This window comes from Idiomarina aquatica (genome assembly GCF_003987185.1).
Classification (GTDB): domain Bacteria; phylum Pseudomonadota; class Gammaproteobacteria; order Enterobacterales; family Alteromonadaceae; genus Idiomarina; species Idiomarina aquatica.
Window position 1 is genome coordinate 207,022 of sequence record NZ_PIPS01000001.1, and the last position, 16,377, is coordinate 223,398.

Genomic DNA, 16,377 nt, shown 5'->3' on the forward strand with positions numbered 1-16,377 from the left:
ATTCTGTCCTGTCCTTAAAGTCGATTAACCTAAACGTTCTTTATTGTACTGACCCGCAGCCTCGATAAAGCCCTTGAACAAAGGGTGACCGTCACGCGGCGTTGAGGTAAATTCCGGATGGAACTGCACCGCAACGAACCAGCGATGGTTCGGGTTTTCGATGATCTCGACCAGCTTTTTGTCGTGCGAGTAACCGGTGATTTTCAGTCCGGCTTGCTCCAGCGGCTCAATAAAATGATTGTTCACTTCGTAACGGTGACGGTGACGCTCTTCAATGGTTTCTGAGCCATACATGGCCAGCGCTTTAGAGCCTGGTTCAAGGTGACATTCCTGCGCCCCCAGACGCATGGTGCCGCCAAGGTCAGAATGCTCGTCACGAAGTTCTTTCTGACCGGACGCATCCATCCATTCGGTGATTAAACCGACCACCGGACTCTTACAGTTAGCGTCAAACTCGGTGCTGTTGGCGTCTTCCAGCTTCGCGACATTGCGCGCGTACTCGATCATCGCGATTTGCATACCCAGGCAAATGCCCAGATAAGGAATGTTGTTTTCGCGCGCGTATTGCGCCGCGATCAACTTACCTTCGATACCCCGATCGCCAAAACCGCCGGGCACTAAAATGGCGTCGACATCAGCCAGTTTACCGGTACCTTTGGTTTCCAGATCCTGTGCATCGATATAGCGAATATTCACCGTCAGACGGTTCTTTAAGCCGGCGTGTGCCAGGGCTTCGTTGACCGATTTATAGGCATCGGGTAATTCCACGTATTTACCGACAAAACCAACGGTCACTTCACCGTTAGGATTGGATTCCTGGTACAACACTTGTTCCCATTCACTCAGATCCGCTTCCGGGCAGTCCAGACGGAAGCGATGGGTGACGATTTCGTCCAGCCCCTGAGATTTCAGCATCGATGGAATTTTGTAAATGCTGTCGACATCGCGCAGACCAATAACAGCTTTTTCTTCGACGTTGGTAAACAACGCAATTTTCGACCGCTCCGATGCCGGCAGCGAACGATCCGAGCGACAAATCAGAATATCCGGCTGAATACCAATTGAACGCAGTTCCTTCACCGAGTGTTGGGTCGGTTTGGTTTTCACTTCGCCGGCCGCACCAAGGAATGGCACCAGCGTCAAATGCATGAACAGGGTATGGTCGCGACCGACCTCTGTGCCCAACTGACGAATCGCTTCTAGGAACGGTTGCGATTCGATATCGCCCACCGTACCGCCAATTTCAATGATGGCAACATCAAAACCTTTAGCACCCTCAACAATGCGACGCTTGATTTCGTTGGTAATGTGCGGAATCACCTGAATGGTAGCACCGAGAAACTCGCCTTTACGCTCGCGACGAATGATGTCTTCGTAGACACGGCCGGCGGTGAAGTTATTGTGTTGGGTCATGCGAGTGCGGATAAAGCGCTCATAGTGACCCAGGTCAAGGTCGGTTTCTGCACCATCGGAGGTAACAAACACCTCACCGTGCTGAATTGGGCTCATGGTGCCGGGATCTACGTTGATGTAGGGATCCAGCTTCATGATGGTTACGTTAAGGCCCCGTGCTTCAAGAATGGCTGCCAGTGAGGCTGCAGCAATGCCTTTACCCAGCGAGGATACCACTCCGCCGGTTACGAAAATATAGTTTGTCGCCATGTGTTACCCAGTTGGTCAGGTCAATGTAGGGATTTCTTTAAGACGGGAAAATAGTATACCGAAAGAGCACTTAAACGACAATCGAAAACCGACAATTGCCGTTACCCAATCGGTATTTCGGTACTCGGTGCACGCACCCGATTACGTTTGGGTCGTGCCAGCAGATAACCCAGCGTTAATGGCCCGATGCGTCCAAAAAACATCAGAAACATCAACAGCAACTGACCAAACACATTAAGATCTGCCGTTATGCCACGGGACAGCCCGACCGTGCCAAAGGCCGAAACAACCTCAAAAATCCCGTCAATAAAGCTGACCTTTTGCGTTGCCGCTAACAAGAAGAAGCTTATCCAAATCAAGGACACCGACATCACCGTTAACGCAAACGCTTTGCGCACGGTATGCTCCGGAATACTGCGATTGACCAACCGAATTTCTTTACGCTGACGGATAAAAGCATAGGTGGATAAAATCAACACCACAAAGGTCATCAGCTTAATCCCCGATGACGTACTGAGCGAGCCGCCGCCGATAAACATCAACAAAATCGTCAAAATGGTGGTGGCATCGTTATAACCGCTCACATCCAGCGTATTGAAACCGGCGGTGCGTGGTGTTGTTGCCTGAAACCAGGCGGCCCACAAGCGATCCTGTTCGGCCAGGCCACCCAGGGTGGCCGGGTTATTCCACTCCAGCGCCAGAATCAACAGCATCACCACCACATTAATCACCACGGTACTCATGATCATCATGCGACTGTATAAATTGAGTTTTTGCCAGCGACGCTGTCGGTACAAATCGATCCACACAACGAACCCAAGACCCCCAACAATAAACAACGTGGTGATGATCAGGTTAATGGCCGGATCGCCGACAAATGGCATCAGACTGTCGGCAGACAGCGCAAAGCCGGCATTATTAAACGCGGAAATGGAATAAAAGAAGCTGTGGAATAGCGCGTCACCGAACGGCATTTCGCCATACCAGCGAAACAGCAGCAGTAACATACCCAGGCTTTCGACGATAAAGGCAAAAATCACCACCGACTTGGCGGTCGAGGTGACGGTTGAGAGTTTGGTCTGATTAAACGCGGTGGCGGCCACCTGCTGCTGGAACACGCCGATTTTGCCGCCAATCGCAATTAAGGTGACTACCGCAAAGGTCATCAGTCCAAGCCCACCAAACTGGATCAGCACCGCAATCACAAACTGACCAAACAACGTAAAATCCGCACCGGTATCGACCACCGTCAGTCCGGTCACCGTCACCGCCGATGTCGCGGTAAACAACGCATCACTTACGCCAATGCTTTGATGGGTGGCAAACGGTAACAGCAGCAAGCCGGCACCCAGCACGATCAGTACCAGAAAACTCAGTGCCAGGATCAGTGGCGGGCTCAGTTCCAGATTTCGTGAGCGGGCCACCAGCGGGCGTTTAAATTTCATGAAGCGGCTTATCCTTGCGCGGCAATGGGTTGTCCTATAAAGCGATAACCAACCCCCGGTTCAGTTTCAATAAACCGGGGGTCGCTGATGCTGTCTTTGAGTTTTTTCCGTAATTGGCTGATAAAAATGCGCAAATAATGGGTATCATCCTGATGTGACGCTCCCCAAATTTCACGCAGCAATTGCTCCTGAGTCACCAGCTTATTGGCGTGACTGGCAAGGTAATTCAGCAACATAAACTCCTTACGCGATAACGAAATGCTCTCGCCGTCGAGGCTCACGCGGTGATTCTGACGATCAATCGACAGCCCCTGAAACGCTAAGATGGCATCCTCTGTCGTGCTTTGAAAGTACCAGCTATCACGCAACAAAACAAACAACCGCGCCATCAATTCATTAACACCAAAGGGTTTGGTTAAGTAATCGTTGGCACCGGCCTTTAGCAAGCGCACTTTTTCGGCTTCCTGATCCCGCGCGGTTAAAACCAGCACCGGCACCTTACTCCAGCTTCGGATTTGCTGCAGTACCTGATAGCCGTCGGCGTCGGGCAATCCCAAATCCAGTACAATGACACTGGGATTATAACGAGCCGTTTGCTCCAGCGCCTCTTTTGCCGTCGTTGCTTCAAGGTACTCATAGCCCTCCGCCGTAATCGACACTTTCATAAAGCGCCGAATTTGCGGTTCATCATCAACCACGAGAATACGATGGTGTGTGTTCGCCATAATCAGTTATTGACCTCTTCAACCAGTGGCAACCTCACCCGGATATGACAGCCTGAGTCAGTGTCCAGTAACCTAATACTGCCGCCATGCAACTCGACAATGCCTTTGCTGACCGGCAAACCTAAGCCTGTTCCTCCGGCCCCGGAATCCCCTTGTCGTGAGGAGTAAAACACATCAAAAATTTGCCGGCGGTGGGCCGGACTGACACCGGGACCATCATCCAGCACGTCAATCTGCACGGTATCGCCGACCATTGCCGTGGAAATCTCTACCATGCCCTGCGGGCGGGAGAATTTGAGCGCATTATCGATAATATTGTAAAACGCCTGTTCAAGCAGTGACGATTGCATCGCCACCATCAGTTCCTCATCGCTCAGTGTCAGACGAATACGTTGCTGCTGCGCGAAACGTTGCACAACTTTCGCCAGCAATGCGCGTACGTCGTAATCAAAAAAATTCATATCGGCGGCACCGTATTGTATCCGCGTTGCCTGCAACAGATTTTCAATATAACGATGCAGCCGATCGCTTTCATCGAGGGCGGCCTGCAACAATTCATTACGGTCATCGGCGCTTAACTTGCCGCCATAGGACTGTAAGGTACTAAGATTACCCATGATGCTGGCCAACGGCGTGCGCAAATCATGCGATACGCTCAGCAGAATGTTTGAGCGCAATTGCGATTGTCGCAGGCTTTCTCGCTGCGCCCGGAACGATGTGGTGAGGTGACTGATGATGACGGCAACCGCCAAAAACACCAGGGCCGTGACGATTTCATCGGCGTCGGTCATGTGCAACGAGTAACGAGGCTCGGTGAACAGAAAGTTAAACACCACTATCGACACAATGGTGGCGATCAGCGCGCCGATGAAGTTGGTCAAAAACGCCACCACCACCACCGCCAGAAGCAACAGCAAGGCGACGCCGGCCAGCGGTAGCAGCCACTGTTCGAGGACATAGACAACGGCAACCGTTAACAGAACGGCAGCCACTGCCTGCACGATTCGGTACCATTCGGCCCGCTTTATCACGTTAATCTCTCCAAAACTTAGGTAACAGCAAGGTTAGCACGGTAAAGTACTCCAGGCGTCCAAGAATCATCGCAAAGGACAAGATCCAGGTACCGGTATCGGATACCGGAATAAAATTACTGGACACTTCGCCAAAGCCCGGGCCCAGCACATTAATGCAGGCCACCACCGCGGTAAATGCACTGTAAAAGTCCAGCCCGGTCATGGCCAGTAATACCGTCAGTACCAGTGAGCTGATTGCAACCAGCAACATAAATCCCATAACCGCCAGTACCACATCGTTTTTAACCACTTTACCCTGGTAACGCACCGTTAAAATAGCCTGTGGATGGATGGCCTGCATCATCTGCTGACGTAAAATACGTACCGTCAGAATATTGCGAATGAACTTGCTGCCGCCGGCGGTCGAGCCAGCACAACCGCCCATGTAACTGGCCATGATCAACAGTCCCGCCGTAGCCGCCGGCCAGGCCGACAGATCATCGGCACCGTAACCGGTACTGGTCATAAAAGAAATGACGTGAAACAGCGCCTGACTGATGCTCTCGCTAACCGAGTCATGAACGCCATGGTTAAACACAAACAAAAACAAAATGAACGAGATCGCCGCCACACTGATCAGCATCCAGCGGGTTTCTTCGTCCTGCCAGTAGCCTCGAAGCGCCCGGCGGGTGAAATTATTGTAATGTAGCGCAAAACTTATCGCGCCCAGCAGCATAAAAACGTCGGCAATGGCAAGAATCCAATGGTTGTCAAAATGTCCCATGCTGCCATCGTAGGGTGAGAAGCCACCGGTGGATACCGTGGTAAAAGAATGGGCCAAGGCATCAAAGCCGCTCATTCCTGCCAGCCAATAGCACGCCGCACACAGCAGCGTTAATACCACATACACCAACCACAGATAGCGAGTGGTGCTGCTCACGCGCGGTGCCAATTTATCGTTTTTAATCGGCCCGGGTGTCTCTGCCCGCAGCAGCCGCATCCCGCCGACATTCAGCATGGGTAAAATGGCGACCACGAAAATGACAATGCCGAGCCCTCCCATCCACTGCAAAAACTGGCGATACAGCAAAAAGCTTTTGGGCATGTTATCCAGCCCGACAAGGATGGTGGCACCCGTTGTGGTCATCGCGCTGATGGACTCAAACACGGCATCAGTAAACCCGGCATCGGTGATGAACAGGATCGGGAACGCACCCAGTACCCCGACCACAAACCAGGTGAAGGAAGCAAACGCCAGCGCTTCGCGGTAAAACAGCTTGGTCAATTTGGCTTTGTGGTAACGCACATAGATGATCGCCGCCAGTACAAACGACAGTAACCCTGAATAGACAAACTGCGTGACGGTTTTATCTTTAAAAACGATCAGCGCCAACAGCGCAAACACCATTTGAATACTGGCTATCCAAACCACCGGCCAAAACAAAAGTCTTACTGTTGCATTGATGTTCAACACAACCCCCTTAGCTGAGCGTGTCCGGACGAATGACAGGTACCGAGTTATGGTAAATAACAAGCGGGTAAAATTGCTGTTAAAGAATCGTGCCAAGGCATAAAAAATGCGTAAAAATTACAAACGCGCGTCGCTATGTCATAATGGCGAGCGCATGTTGTGTCACCAAATGGATGAGCTATGTCAGGTTGTTGTGCTACCACACAGGCAAAAATGGATAACGCGCAAAGGCGGTTATTGTGGACCGTACTGGTACTCAATGGGGTCATGTTCTTTGTGGAATTTATCGCCGGATGGCTGGCGGAATCCAGCGGTCTGATTGCGGATTCATTGGATATGCTGGCGGACACCATGGTTTATGCGATAAGCCTGTACGCCGTGGGTAAAGCCATTACGTACAAAGCGAACGCCGCCATCGTCAATGGCTCGCTACAATTAGTGCTGGCGCTGCTGGTGCTCGCCGATGTGGCGCAGCGGCTGCTGTTTGGCAGCACACCGCAGGCCGATACCATGTTGGTCATTGCCGGACTGGCACTGGCGGTTAATATCGCCTGTTTCGTGCTACTTTACAGCCACCGTAACGGTGACATTAATATCCGCGCCAGTTGGATTTGCTCGCGTAACGATATGCTCATGAACAGCGGTGTGATCATCTCTGCGTTGCTGGTCAGTCAACTGGATAAAGCCTGGCCGGATCTGTTGATCGCTACCCTAATAGCGGTGGTGGTATTGCAGTCGGCGCTACGCATCATTCGTGATGCAAAAGCCGTAAAAACCGGCGAGAAGACCGATATTTCCAGCTGCTGCGGGTAGCAGCTGGGATTACTTATTCACCCGTCGCCAACGGTTTCTGACGCCCCGTCCTTGGTTATTATTTCAAGCTCCGCCTCGTCAACCAGTGTTATGTAATTGCCCTCTTCTTTCAGTTTGATAAAAATCGAAAACTGAATGGTGTTAACGGAGCGCGGAACTCCCTCTAAATCGGTGCTGACCGCAAACCGAAATTTGCCGGATTGTTCATTGTTAATTTCTGACTGAACCCGTTTAAAACTTGCCAGAGCGTCATCATCCAGCGCCAACAGATATTCCGATTTCGCGGCGGTATCAAAAAACAATCCCTGCTCAGCCGGAATGGTGTTCTCGGCTAACAAACGCAGCGAAAACTGCTCACTAATAACACCTTTCGACGTTTCCAGGCGCAACTTCATTAGGGTTTGGCTGGGATCAATACGAACAGGCTGTTCGAGATGAATTTTCGCTCTGATAACGGAAGGATTAATATCGATAAAGTCTTGCTCATCAAATGAGCGAAACTCCAGCAGAGTTCCCAGCGGGATACTGGCGCATCCGACTAGAAAAACAGATAACAGCACGAATAAGATTCTACACATGTTTTAACACTTAACCCTGTGTTGTTTTTACCGCTTGCCAATAACCTTCCAACTGCTCAAGGTTGCAGTCCTGTGGGTGTTTTCCTTGCTCACTCAACCGCTGTTCGATCGCTTGAAAACGACGTTTAAACTTTTCATTGGCGCGTTGCAGGGCGGCCTCCGGATTGACTTGCTTATGACGAGCCAAATTCACCACCGCGAACAACAAGTCACCTATTTCTTCTTCGATGTGCTCGGGCTCGGTGGCGTCTTTGACTTCGGCAATCTCTTCCTCGACTTTCGCGTAGACGGGCTCTGCATCCTGCCAGTCAAAGCCAACAGAAGCGGCTCGCTTCTGTAATTTGGCCGCCTTTAAAATGCTCGGCAGTTGACTGGGGATGTCATCAAACACCGAGGCGCGGCTGTTTTTCTCAGTTCGTTCCTGCTGCTTGATGTGTTCCCACTGTGCCTTTATTGCTGCGTCGGACAAATTGCGCTCGTTGTCGTTGCCAAACACATGCGGATGGCGTCGGATCAATTTATCCGCCGTGTGAGCGGCAATATCATCGAAACTAAAATCGCCCTGCTCCTGCGCTAACTGCGCATAAAACACCACCTGAAACAGCAGATCACCCAATTCGTCTTTAATCGCCGCCATATCACCGGACTGTATCGCATCCACCACCTCGTAAGTTTCCTCAATGGTATAGGGCAATAACGACTCAAAACTTTGCTTTAAATCCCATGGGCAACCGCCTTCAGGGTCGCGTAGGCGGCGCATAACTTCCGTCAGCGCCGCGGTACCGGTAAATTCACTCATACGGCTTATACCCGTTGTACTTGTTCAACACCATTTATCTGTCGCAGCCGCTGACTGATGCGCTGCAGACTCTCGTTATCTTTTACCGCCAGTTGTAACACGATGGTGGCCGTTTGCGAGCTGCCGTCGGCATCGCTGTCCATCTGCAACACAGCGGCTTTTTCATTCGCCAGCACACTGGTGATGTCGTGCAGCAGGCCGTTGCGGTCAAGCGCTGAAATGCGCAAACCGGCACGATAATCCTGCTTGGTCTGACGCGACCAGTTAACATCGATACCGCGTTCGGGATGCTGGGTCAGTAAATGCGCCAATTGCTCACAATCGCGACGATGTACTGACACACCGCGCCCCTGCGTGATAAAGCCCATAATGGGTTCGCCGGGCAGAGGCTCACAACATTTGGCAAATTGCATCATCAGGTTGCCGATACCTTCAATCACCACCTCGGAGGTACCGCCTAATTTGCGCTTATTGACCTTGCTGCGTTTTTTCAGCTGCTCCAGCTTGTCATCCTCACTGGGCTGCGGTCTAACCTGATTGACCACTTGCTGCAAGCGAATATCGCCGGCTCCGATGGCCGCCAGTAAGTCGTCCATGGTGGTGACGTTAAAGCGCTCCAGATCGAGGTTTTTACTGACTTTGGCCAGACTCAGTTGATGCTTTTGTAACTCATTTTCCAGCAGTTCTTTTCCGGCCGGAATGTTCTTCTCGCGATCCAGTTTTTTAAAGTACGTGTGCACTTTCGCTCGCGCCCGTGACGAATGTAAATAGCCCAATTGGGGATTGAGCCAGTCACGCCGCGGTTTAGCGGTTTTCTGCGTGAGGATTTCGACACGATCACCATTTTGTAACTGGTACGTGAAGGGTACGATGCGCCCGTCGATTTTTGCGCCCACGCACTTGTGGCCAATTTGGCTGTGCACGTAGTAGGCAAAATCTAACGGCGTTGATCCCATCGGCAAGTCAACAACTTCACCTTTGGGCGTGAATACGTATACCCGATCCTCAAAAACCTGCGAGCGGATCTCGTCCACCAGGGATTCACTGCCGGCCATGTCTTCGTGCCAGGCGAGCAATTTGCGTAGCCACGCAATTTTGTCTTCAAAACCATGACGTTTGCCGGCTGCCGCGCCTTCTTTATACATCCAGTGCGCAGCAACCCCGAGTTCCGCATCGTCGTGCATATCGTGCGAGCGGATCTGGATCTCGACGTTTTTATGCTCAGGACCTATGACCACCGTATGAATGGACTGATAGCCGTTAGGTTTAGGCGTGGCAACGTAATCATCAAATTCAGAGGCAATATGACGCCAGCGCGAATGCACGACGCCGAGCGCTGCGTAGCAGTCTTTCAAATTGTGAGTGAGAATACGCACGGCCCGGATATCAAACAGCTGATCAAACTGCAGGTGTTTTTTCTGCATTTTGCGCCAAATCGAATAAATGTGTTTGGGGCGACCATACACATCGGCTTCAATCCCCTGCTCGGCGAGCGCCTGCTGCAATTCAGCGACGAAGTTTTCGATGTACTGTTCACGGTCGCTGCGCCGTTCGTGCAAACGTTTGGCAATGGTTTTGTAGGTGTTGGGGTGCAGGTAGCGGAACGAAATGTCCTCCAACTCCCATTTTAACTGGCCAATACCCAGTCGGTTGGCCAGAGGGGCATAAATTTCAGCACACTCTTTAGCCGCCAGAACCCGGGTTTCTTCGTCCGCATTTTTTACTTCGCGCAGGTAACAAATGCGTTCAGCAAGCTTGATCAATACCGCCCGCACGTCTTCCACCATCGACAGTAGCATACGCCGGACATTATCAATTTGGCCGCCGTCGGGCTGGCCGTGCTGAAAGTGCTGTAAGTCGCTGATACTTTGCATTTGTTGAACGTTACGCAGCAACACAATCAGGGTTTTTGATTGTTTGCTGCTGAGCTTGTCCAAATCGAGCTTGCCGGCGTCCAACAGTGGCATGTACAGGGCGGCCAATAACGATTCGGCATCGAGTTTTAGCGGCGCCAGAATTTCGACCATCTCCTGCCCTTTCAGTAACGCCGCTGCATCCTCTGGAAACTGTTGCTGCAGTTCCGCCAGGGTGCGCTCCAGCGGAGCCGGATCACTGACCGCGTTCAACCAGTGCTGTGCACTGTCTTTGTATTTGGGATCATCCACGTGGGTACTGCGTACATGGACCATAACTTACGCCACTCGCTCAAGACAAACCATGGTTTCAATGTGATGGGTTTGCGGGAACATGTCAACTGTGCCGATCCGCGTCAGCCGGTAGCCAGCCTGCTCAATTGCCGCAACATCCCGCGCCAGCGTATCGGCCGCGCAGGACACATAGAGAATTTTTTGCGGACGTTGCTGCGGAGCCAGCTTTTGCAGTAGCCTGACCACCCCCTCGGCGCCCGGTCGAGCCGGGTCCAGACACCATAAGTCGGCGGCTTCCCCCAGTTCAGCAACGGTGATCTGATTCAGATCGGCGGTTAATGCGGTCACGTTGTCGAGCCCATTGAGCTGGGCGTTTTCATGGGTTTGTTGTGCCATTCGTGCAACCCCCTCAACGGTGACAACCGCTTTGCAGCGCCGCGCCAATGGCAAACTGAAGTTGCCGATACCGGCGAAAAAGTCGATCACCCGTTGTGTTTTCGTCGGTTGCAGCCAATTCATCGCCTGCTCGACCATGCGCTGATTAACGCTGCCGTTGACCTGCAAAAAGTCGCCCGGCTGAAAATACAATTTATCGCCATCGATGCTGGTATCGAAAGCGGTTGCTGCCGGATTCAGTGACCAGGTTTCGGTGTCATTTTGCAACCACACATCGACCTTATGCGTCGTCTGCCAGTCACGCAGTTGGGCAATCACGGTGTCCTCAAGGCGGCCGGTCAAACGCAGTAATACCAGCGGTTTATTCACATTAATGACTTCGATATGTCCGAGTTGGGATGCCACCGCGGCAACATTAAGCAGCGGGTAAAGCGTATTGACGACCTGCAACAACACCTGATCAGCCACCAGGCAATCAGCGATGGGCACAATCTGATGACTTTGCGCGGCACGAAAACCTACTATCAGCCGTTGTTCTTTGCCCAGCCAACGGGTTGCCAGCCTCACCCGCCGGCGGTAACGGTTGGGTTCGCTCAGTAACGCAGGCTGCCAGGGTAATGGGTCGGCGCTAACGCCAAATTTATTGAACAACTGCGTAACCACGGTTTGCTTATGGCGCAGTTGGTAAGCTTCATCCGCATGCTGAAAATCACAACCACCGCACTGCTGATAATACTGGCAAGGCGGCGGACGGCGCTCGGGGCTGGCGTTCATAACGCGTTGCAGAAGGCCACCGTTTTTGCCGTCGGTTTTGAACTGAATGACTTCGTCGGGCAGTGCCCCGCTAATAAAACGGGTCTGCTGCTGCCGCGTTTGCCCACGAACCACGGCGCGGGCTTGATGATCCAGCGCGGCAACGGTTGCAGTTAACACTTTGGTGACGGTTTTGGTGTGCTTCTTCGGCTTAAAAAACTGCGCCATGGGCTGTTATCTTTCGTTCGTTTCTAAAATCGTGGTGGCGACAACGTAGTGTTTCTCATCACTGATCGACAAATGGCTCGCCGAAATACCGCGCTCTGCTAACAGTTCTGCAGCGCGGCCGCTAAATTGCCATATCGGCTTGCCCCATTGATCGTGACCCACTTCCATATGCTGAAACGACAATCCTTCGGCGATACCTAAGCCAAAAGCCTTGGCACAAGCCTCTTTGGCGGCAAAGCGCTTGGCTAAAAAATGATCCGGGCTGGCATCGCCCTGCATCTCATCCAATTCAACCGCGGTCAGTATCCGCCGCGCTAATTGCTGACCGCGGCTGAGAGAACGTTGAATTCTCGCCACCTCAACAATGTCAGTGCCGATTCCGTAGATCGCCATTAACGAGCCTTATTCATGATCTGTTTCATATCGCGTACCGCCGTTTCTAAACCGACCAGCACCGCCCGCGCAATAATGGCATGGCCAATATTCAGCTCTTCGATTTCGCTGATTTGCGCGATTTCCAGGGTGTTATGATAGTGCAGGCCGTGGCCGGCATTAACTTGTAGCCCCTGCTCCGCGGCATAACGGGCACCTGCGCGAATTTTTTCCAATTCAGCCGCCTGCTGCGCAAGACTCTCGGCTTCGGCGTACTGGCCGGTGTGCAATTCGATCAGCGGCGCACCTGACGCTTTGGCAGCATCAATCTGCTCCCGATTCGCATCAATAAACAGCGACACGGCAATACCCGCCGCTTGCAAACGCGTTACCGCAGCTGTCACGGCAGGCAATTGCCCCGCCACATCCAGTCCGCCTTCGGTGGTCAATTCGGCGCGCTTTTCGGGTACCAGGCAGCAATAGGTTGGTTGGATTTCTTCGGCGATGGCGAGCATTTCGTCGGTGATCGCCATTTCCAGGTTCATCGGCACGTTCAGGGTTTGTTTCAGCATACGCACGTCACGATCGACAATATGACGGCGATCTTCGCGCAGATGAATGGTAATACCGTCCGCACCCGCCTGTTCCGCAATGGCGGCGGCATGCACCGGGTCAGGATAGCGAACCCCGCGCGCGTTGCGCAGGGTTGCGATGTGGTCAATATTAACGCCAAGGCGTAAATTTCTCATCGATAACTCCTATCGTTTAAACAGCTCGCGTGAGCGTAATGGTTTACTCCCCAAATGCGGAGCTAACGCTTCACGCATAATCCATTTACAGAGTTTGCGTTGTGCTGGATCTAAGCTGACTGCGTCATCGTTGAGGCAAGCCAGTGTCTGGACCTGCGCCGACGGTAGCGCAACCGCTCGCGGATGCGGTGCGACATGAACGAAGCCCTGCTCCGGGTCGAAAAAACACTCCGTCTGGGTGGCCAACGCAACACCGCTTTGGGCATCCGTCTGCCAGTCAAACGCGCAGCCGAGTTGTTGCAGCAGTTGCCATTCAAACCAGCGCAGGGTGTCTTCCATCGATTGTTGTTGTGCCAGCTGTGATAATGCCCGTTGGTAAGCATAAAACAACTCGGTCACTTCCGCGTACTGCGGCAGCACCCGTTGCACCAATTCGTTCAGATAAAACCCGCTGTACAGGTAGTGTCCGCTGAGCGGCAAGGGCGTTGCCGTAGCTTCCGCTAAACTCAGTGTTTTTAGATCCTGTCGACCACTGTATTCAACCTGCAGCGGCAGGAACGCCTGCAATACCGCTCGCCAGGGATTTTTATGGCGTTTGGCGCCCTTGGCAATGACCCGCACCCGGCCGTCGTTCAGGGTCAGTAGATCAACCAGTAAACTGGTTTCCTGATAATCACGCCGGTGCAGGACGAATGCCGCTTGCGGCATGATCAGTCCTCGCGATAACCCAGGCTTTTAAGCGCTCGTTCGTCGTCAGACCAACCGGATTTTACTTTCACCCAAAGCTTGAGGTTAACTTTACTGCTGAGCAGCTTTTCCAGATCACGGCGAGCTTCGGTGCCGATGGTTTTTAACTTGCTGCCACCTTCACCAATCACCATGCGTTTTTGTGCCGCCCGCTCCACCAAAATTAATGCGTGAATGTGCGTCGTGCCACGTTCGGATTGGCCGAATTGTTCAATTTCGACGGTAGTTTCATAGGGCAGTTCTTCACCGGTGAAACGCATCAGTTTTTCACGGATGATTTCTGCGGTCATAAACCGAACCGAGCGATCGGTAACATAATCCTGCGGGTAAAAATGGAAGCCCGGTTGTAAATGCGCTTTCACCACGCTGCGTAAAGCATCGATGTTATCGCCGTTCTTCGCCGAAATGGGCAGGATGTCTTTAAATTCGCGCTGCTCGCTTAACCACTGCAGGTGCGGCAATAATGTGCTTTTATCTTTTATCTGGTCGACTTTGTTGACCAACAGCACCACCGGCCGCTCGGTGCGGGCAAGTTTTTCCAGCACCATTTTATCGTCGGCGGTCCATTTGGTGTTTTCCACCACAAATAAAATCAAATCGACGTCGTTTATCGCCGCTGCCGCGGTCTGATTCATCACCCGGTTAATTGCCCGTTTTTCCTCGACGTGCATACCCGGCGTGTCGACATAAACCGCCTGACAATCGCCCTCGGTATCGACGCCAAGAATGCGGTGACGGGTGGTCTGGGGCTTATTTGAGGTAATACTGACCTTTTGCCCCAACAGATAATTTAATAAGGTCGATTTACCGACATTGGGGCGGCCGACGATAGCGACAAAGCCGCTGTGTTTGTTTTCGTCTATCAAGCCATCATCGCCTAAAGACTGTTTGATCATGTCGTCAAGATTCATGATGACTCCTGCAATTGTTCTAACGCTGCGGTCGCAGCGGCCTGCTCTGCTTTACGGCGGCTGGTACCGGTGCCCAGTAACGGATCTTTGATACCTTCGACCTGACAGGTAACGGTAAACTGCTGGTTGTGTGCCTGACCTTTGGTGGCCACCACATCATACTCCGGCAACGGTCGCTGACGAGCCTGTAACCATTCCTGCAAACGGGTTTTGGGATCTTTTTGATTGGCGCCCGGTTTGATGGTCTCCAATTGCTCACTGAACCAGGCCAATACCATCGTTTTGACGGTTGCCATGTCACTATCGAGATACACCGCCCCAATAATGGCTTCCATGGCATCGGCAAGGATCGACTCACGGCGATAACCGCCACTTTTCAATTCGCCCTGGCCCAGCCACAAATAGTCACCCACTTGCTTTTTACGCCCCAGCTTTGCCAGCGAACGACCACAAACGATGGCCGCACGCATACGGCTTAAGTCACCTTCGGCAACGTTTGGAAAGCGCTGATACAATGCCTCAGCGATCACTACACCTAAAATCGAATCGCCCAAAAACTCCAGTCGCTCGTTGTGATGAGCGTGGGCACTGCGATGCGTCAACGCCTGCTTGAGCAGTTCGCGTTGACGGAATTCATAACCAATTACTTGTTCGAGTTGTGCGAGCGGTGGTTTGGGTAAACTCACTCTATACTCCCTAATCGTTCAAATCGAACGCCGGTCGGCACCCAAGATGGCAATACGCTGTCAGGACCTCGATTCATCTCGAAGCTCATCCAGACAAAAAAGGCCCGGCCGACGAGGTACTCTTCCGGCACAAAGCCCCAGTAGCGACTGTCCTGAGAATTATCGCGGTTATCACCCATGGCAAAATAGTGCCCTTCAGGTACCACAAATTCACCGGCGCTTGTACCCGGCTGCTTATAGTATAACGGAACCCGGGGTCTGACTCGCGGGTCCACTAAAATGCGATGACTGACATCCCCCAGGCGTTCCTGGTACATGTCCAGCGAACCGCCACCCGAGAAATAGGTTTCATCCGCCTCGACCGGTTCACGGCTGATGCGCACGGGCGGGCATTCTGCGCCCTCGTCACACTGTGGCTGAATAAACAACTGCTTATCACGATAAACAATACGATCACCGGGCAGACCGACAATCCGTTTGATGTAGTCGACATTAGGTTCTAACGGGTACTTGAACACCGCAATATCGCCACGCTCCGGCTTGCCGGTTTCAATCAGTTCACTGCGAAATACCGGGTCTTTAACGCCATAGGCAAACTTTTCGACCAGAATAAAGTCGCCTTTCAGTAAGGTGGGCATCATTGACCCGGACGGGATTTGAAACGGCTCGTACAAGAACGAACGCAGTACCAATACCCCGGCCAGTACCGGAAATACCGATTGACCAAACTCGGTGATCGAGTTTTGTGGTTCGCCTTGCTGGCGTTTCGGTTTTAATACCAGCGCATCAAACAGCCACAAAAGTCCGGCCACCAGGGTGACCACCGTCAGTAAAATTGAAAAATAATTGGCCATTGCCCAATCCTGTTTTTGGTGATTTATC

The 16,377-nt window shown here is 52.3% G+C and carries 16 protein-coding genes; 1 reads left to right on the forward strand and 15 read right to left on the reverse strand.

Annotated features, from left to right (window positions below; genetic code table 11):
- Positions 1-24 precede the first annotated feature (24 nt).
- From CWE23_RS01060 to CWE23_RS01080, 5 genes are all read right to left on the reverse strand, one after another.
- Entirely contained in the window at positions 25-1,662 is a 1,638-nt protein-coding gene (locus CWE23_RS01060) for a CTP synthase (protein ID WP_105306202.1), read from the reverse strand.
- A gap of 101 nt (positions 1,663-1,763) precedes the next feature.
- Positions 1,764-3,107 carry a TrkH family potassium uptake protein gene (locus CWE23_RS01065; protein WP_126819161.1) on the reverse strand — a complete coding sequence of 448 codons (1,344 nt, stop codon included), beginning with the start codon at positions 3,105-3,107 and terminating at the stop codon, positions 1,764-1,766.
- An 8-nt stretch (positions 3,108-3,115) separates the two neighbouring features.
- Positions 3,116-3,832, reverse strand: a complete 717-nt coding sequence (locus CWE23_RS01070; protein WP_126819163.1) for a response regulator — start codon at positions 3,830-3,832, stop codon at positions 3,116-3,118.
- 2 nt (positions 3,833-3,834) lie between these two features.
- Entirely contained in the window at positions 3,835-4,863 is a 1,029-nt protein-coding gene (locus CWE23_RS01075) for a sensor histidine kinase (protein ID WP_126819164.1), read from the reverse strand.
- A 1-nt stretch (position 4,864) separates the two neighbouring features.
- Entirely contained in the window at positions 4,865-6,319 is a 1,455-nt protein-coding gene (locus tag CWE23_RS01080) for a TrkH family potassium uptake protein (protein ID WP_241970504.1), read from the reverse strand.
- A gap of 177 nt (positions 6,320-6,496) precedes the next feature.
- Here CWE23_RS01080 and CWE23_RS01085 point away from each other — a divergent pair, with 177 nt between their 5' ends.
- Positions 6,497-7,129, forward strand: a complete 633-nt coding sequence (locus CWE23_RS01085; RefSeq protein ID WP_105306197.1) for a cation diffusion facilitator family transporter — start codon at positions 6,497-6,499, stop codon at positions 7,127-7,129.
- A gap of 17 nt (positions 7,130-7,146) precedes the next feature.
- On the opposite strand, the gene CWE23_RS01090 is transcribed toward CWE23_RS01085, so the two are convergent.
- Genes CWE23_RS01090 through lepB form a run of 10 tightly spaced genes read right to left on the reverse strand, consistent with a single transcriptional unit; the run spans position 7,147 to position 16,349 of the window.
- The gene (locus CWE23_RS01090) at positions 7,147-7,689 is read right to left on the reverse strand and encodes a hypothetical protein (RefSeq protein ID WP_126819165.1); all 543 of its coding nucleotides are present in this window, start codon (positions 7,687-7,689) and stop codon (positions 7,147-7,149) included.
- 28 nt (positions 7,690-7,717) lie between these two features.
- Positions 7,718-8,506, reverse strand: coding sequence for a nucleoside triphosphate pyrophosphohydrolase (mazG, locus tag CWE23_RS01095; RefSeq protein WP_105306195.1), 789 nt, complete (start codon positions 8,504-8,506; stop codon positions 7,718-7,720).
- Between the two features lie 5 nt (positions 8,507-8,511).
- A complete protein-coding gene (relA, locus tag CWE23_RS01100) occupies positions 8,512-10,695 on the reverse strand; it encodes a GTP diphosphokinase (RefSeq protein ID WP_105306194.1) in 2,184 nt (727 codons plus the stop codon).
- 3 nt (positions 10,696-10,698) lie between these two features.
- Entirely contained in the window at positions 10,699-12,030 is a 1,332-nt protein-coding gene (rlmD, locus tag CWE23_RS01105; protein ID WP_126819166.1) for a 23S rRNA (uracil(1939)-C(5))-methyltransferase RlmD, read from the reverse strand.
- A 6-nt stretch (positions 12,031-12,036) separates the two neighbouring features.
- On the reverse strand, positions 12,037-12,423 hold the full coding sequence (gene acpS, locus CWE23_RS01110) for a holo-ACP synthase (protein WP_105306192.1): 387 nt from the start codon (positions 12,421-12,423) through the stop codon (positions 12,037-12,039).
- Entirely contained in the window at positions 12,423-13,151 is a 729-nt protein-coding gene (pdxJ, locus tag CWE23_RS01115; protein WP_126819167.1) for a pyridoxine 5'-phosphate synthase, read from the reverse strand. The genes acpS and pdxJ overlap by 1 nt, the downstream gene beginning before the upstream one ends.
- A gap of 9 nt (positions 13,152-13,160) precedes the next feature.
- Positions 13,161-13,859: a DNA repair protein RecO gene (gene recO, locus CWE23_RS01120; protein WP_126819168.1), complete on the reverse strand. Its 699-nt coding sequence runs from the start codon at positions 13,857-13,859 to the stop codon at positions 13,161-13,163.
- A 2-nt stretch (positions 13,860-13,861) separates the two neighbouring features.
- Entirely contained in the window at positions 13,862-14,809 is a 948-nt protein-coding gene (era, locus tag CWE23_RS01125; RefSeq protein ID WP_105306189.1) for a GTPase Era, read from the reverse strand.
- Positions 14,806-15,495 (reverse strand): ribonuclease III, encoded by a 690-nt coding sequence (gene rnc / locus CWE23_RS01130; RefSeq protein WP_105306188.1) that lies wholly within the window; start codon positions 15,493-15,495, stop codon positions 14,806-14,808. The genes era and rnc overlap by 4 nt, the downstream gene beginning before the upstream one ends.
- A complete protein-coding gene (gene lepB / locus CWE23_RS01135; protein ID WP_105306187.1) occupies positions 15,492-16,349 on the reverse strand; it encodes a signal peptidase I in 858 nt (285 codons plus the stop codon). The genes rnc and lepB overlap by 4 nt, the downstream gene beginning before the upstream one ends.
- Between the last annotated feature and the right edge of the window lie 28 nt (positions 16,350-16,377).

Bases quoted from the DNA above. Each gene is read 5' to 3' on its own strand.
- relA (WP_105306194.1), bottom strand. From the start codon at position 10,695: ATGGTCCATGTACGCAGTACCCACGTGGATGATCCCAAATACAAAGAC.
- pdxJ (WP_126819167.1), bottom strand. From the start codon at position 13,151: ATGAGAAATTTACGCCTTGGCGTTAATATTGACCACATCGCAACCCTG.
- recO (WP_126819168.1), bottom strand. From the start codon at position 13,859: ATGCCGCAAGCGGCATTCGTCCTGCACCGGCGTGATTATCAGGAAACC.
- lepB (WP_105306187.1), bottom strand. From the start codon at position 16,349: ATGGCCAATTATTTTTCAATTTTACTGACGGTGGTCACCCTGGTGGCC.
- CWE23_RS01085 (WP_105306197.1), top strand. From the start codon at position 6,497: ATGTCAGGTTGTTGTGCTACCACACAGGCAAAAATGGATAACGCGCAA.
- era (WP_105306189.1), bottom strand. From the start codon at position 14,809: ATGAATCTTGACGACATGATCAAACAGTCTTTAGGCGATGATGGCTTG.
- CWE23_RS01065 (WP_126819161.1), bottom strand. From the start codon at position 3,107: ATGAAATTTAAACGCCCGCTGGTGGCCCGCTCACGAAATCTGGAACTG.
- CWE23_RS01060 (WP_105306202.1), bottom strand. From the start codon at position 1,662: ATGGCGACAAACTATATTTTCGTAACCGGCGGAGTGGTATCCTCGCTG.
- rlmD (WP_126819166.1), bottom strand. From the start codon at position 12,030: ATGGCGCAGTTTTTTAAGCCGAAGAAGCACACCAAAACCGTCACCAAA.
- CWE23_RS01070 (WP_126819163.1), bottom strand. From the start codon at position 3,832: ATGGCGAACACACACCATCGTATTCTCGTGGTTGATGATGAACCGCAA.
- acpS (WP_105306192.1), bottom strand. From the start codon at position 12,423: ATGGCGATCTACGGAATCGGCACTGACATTGTTGAGGTGGCGAGAATT.
- mazG (WP_105306195.1), bottom strand. From the start codon at position 8,506: ATGAGTGAATTTACCGGTACCGCGGCGCTGACGGAAGTTATGCGCCGC.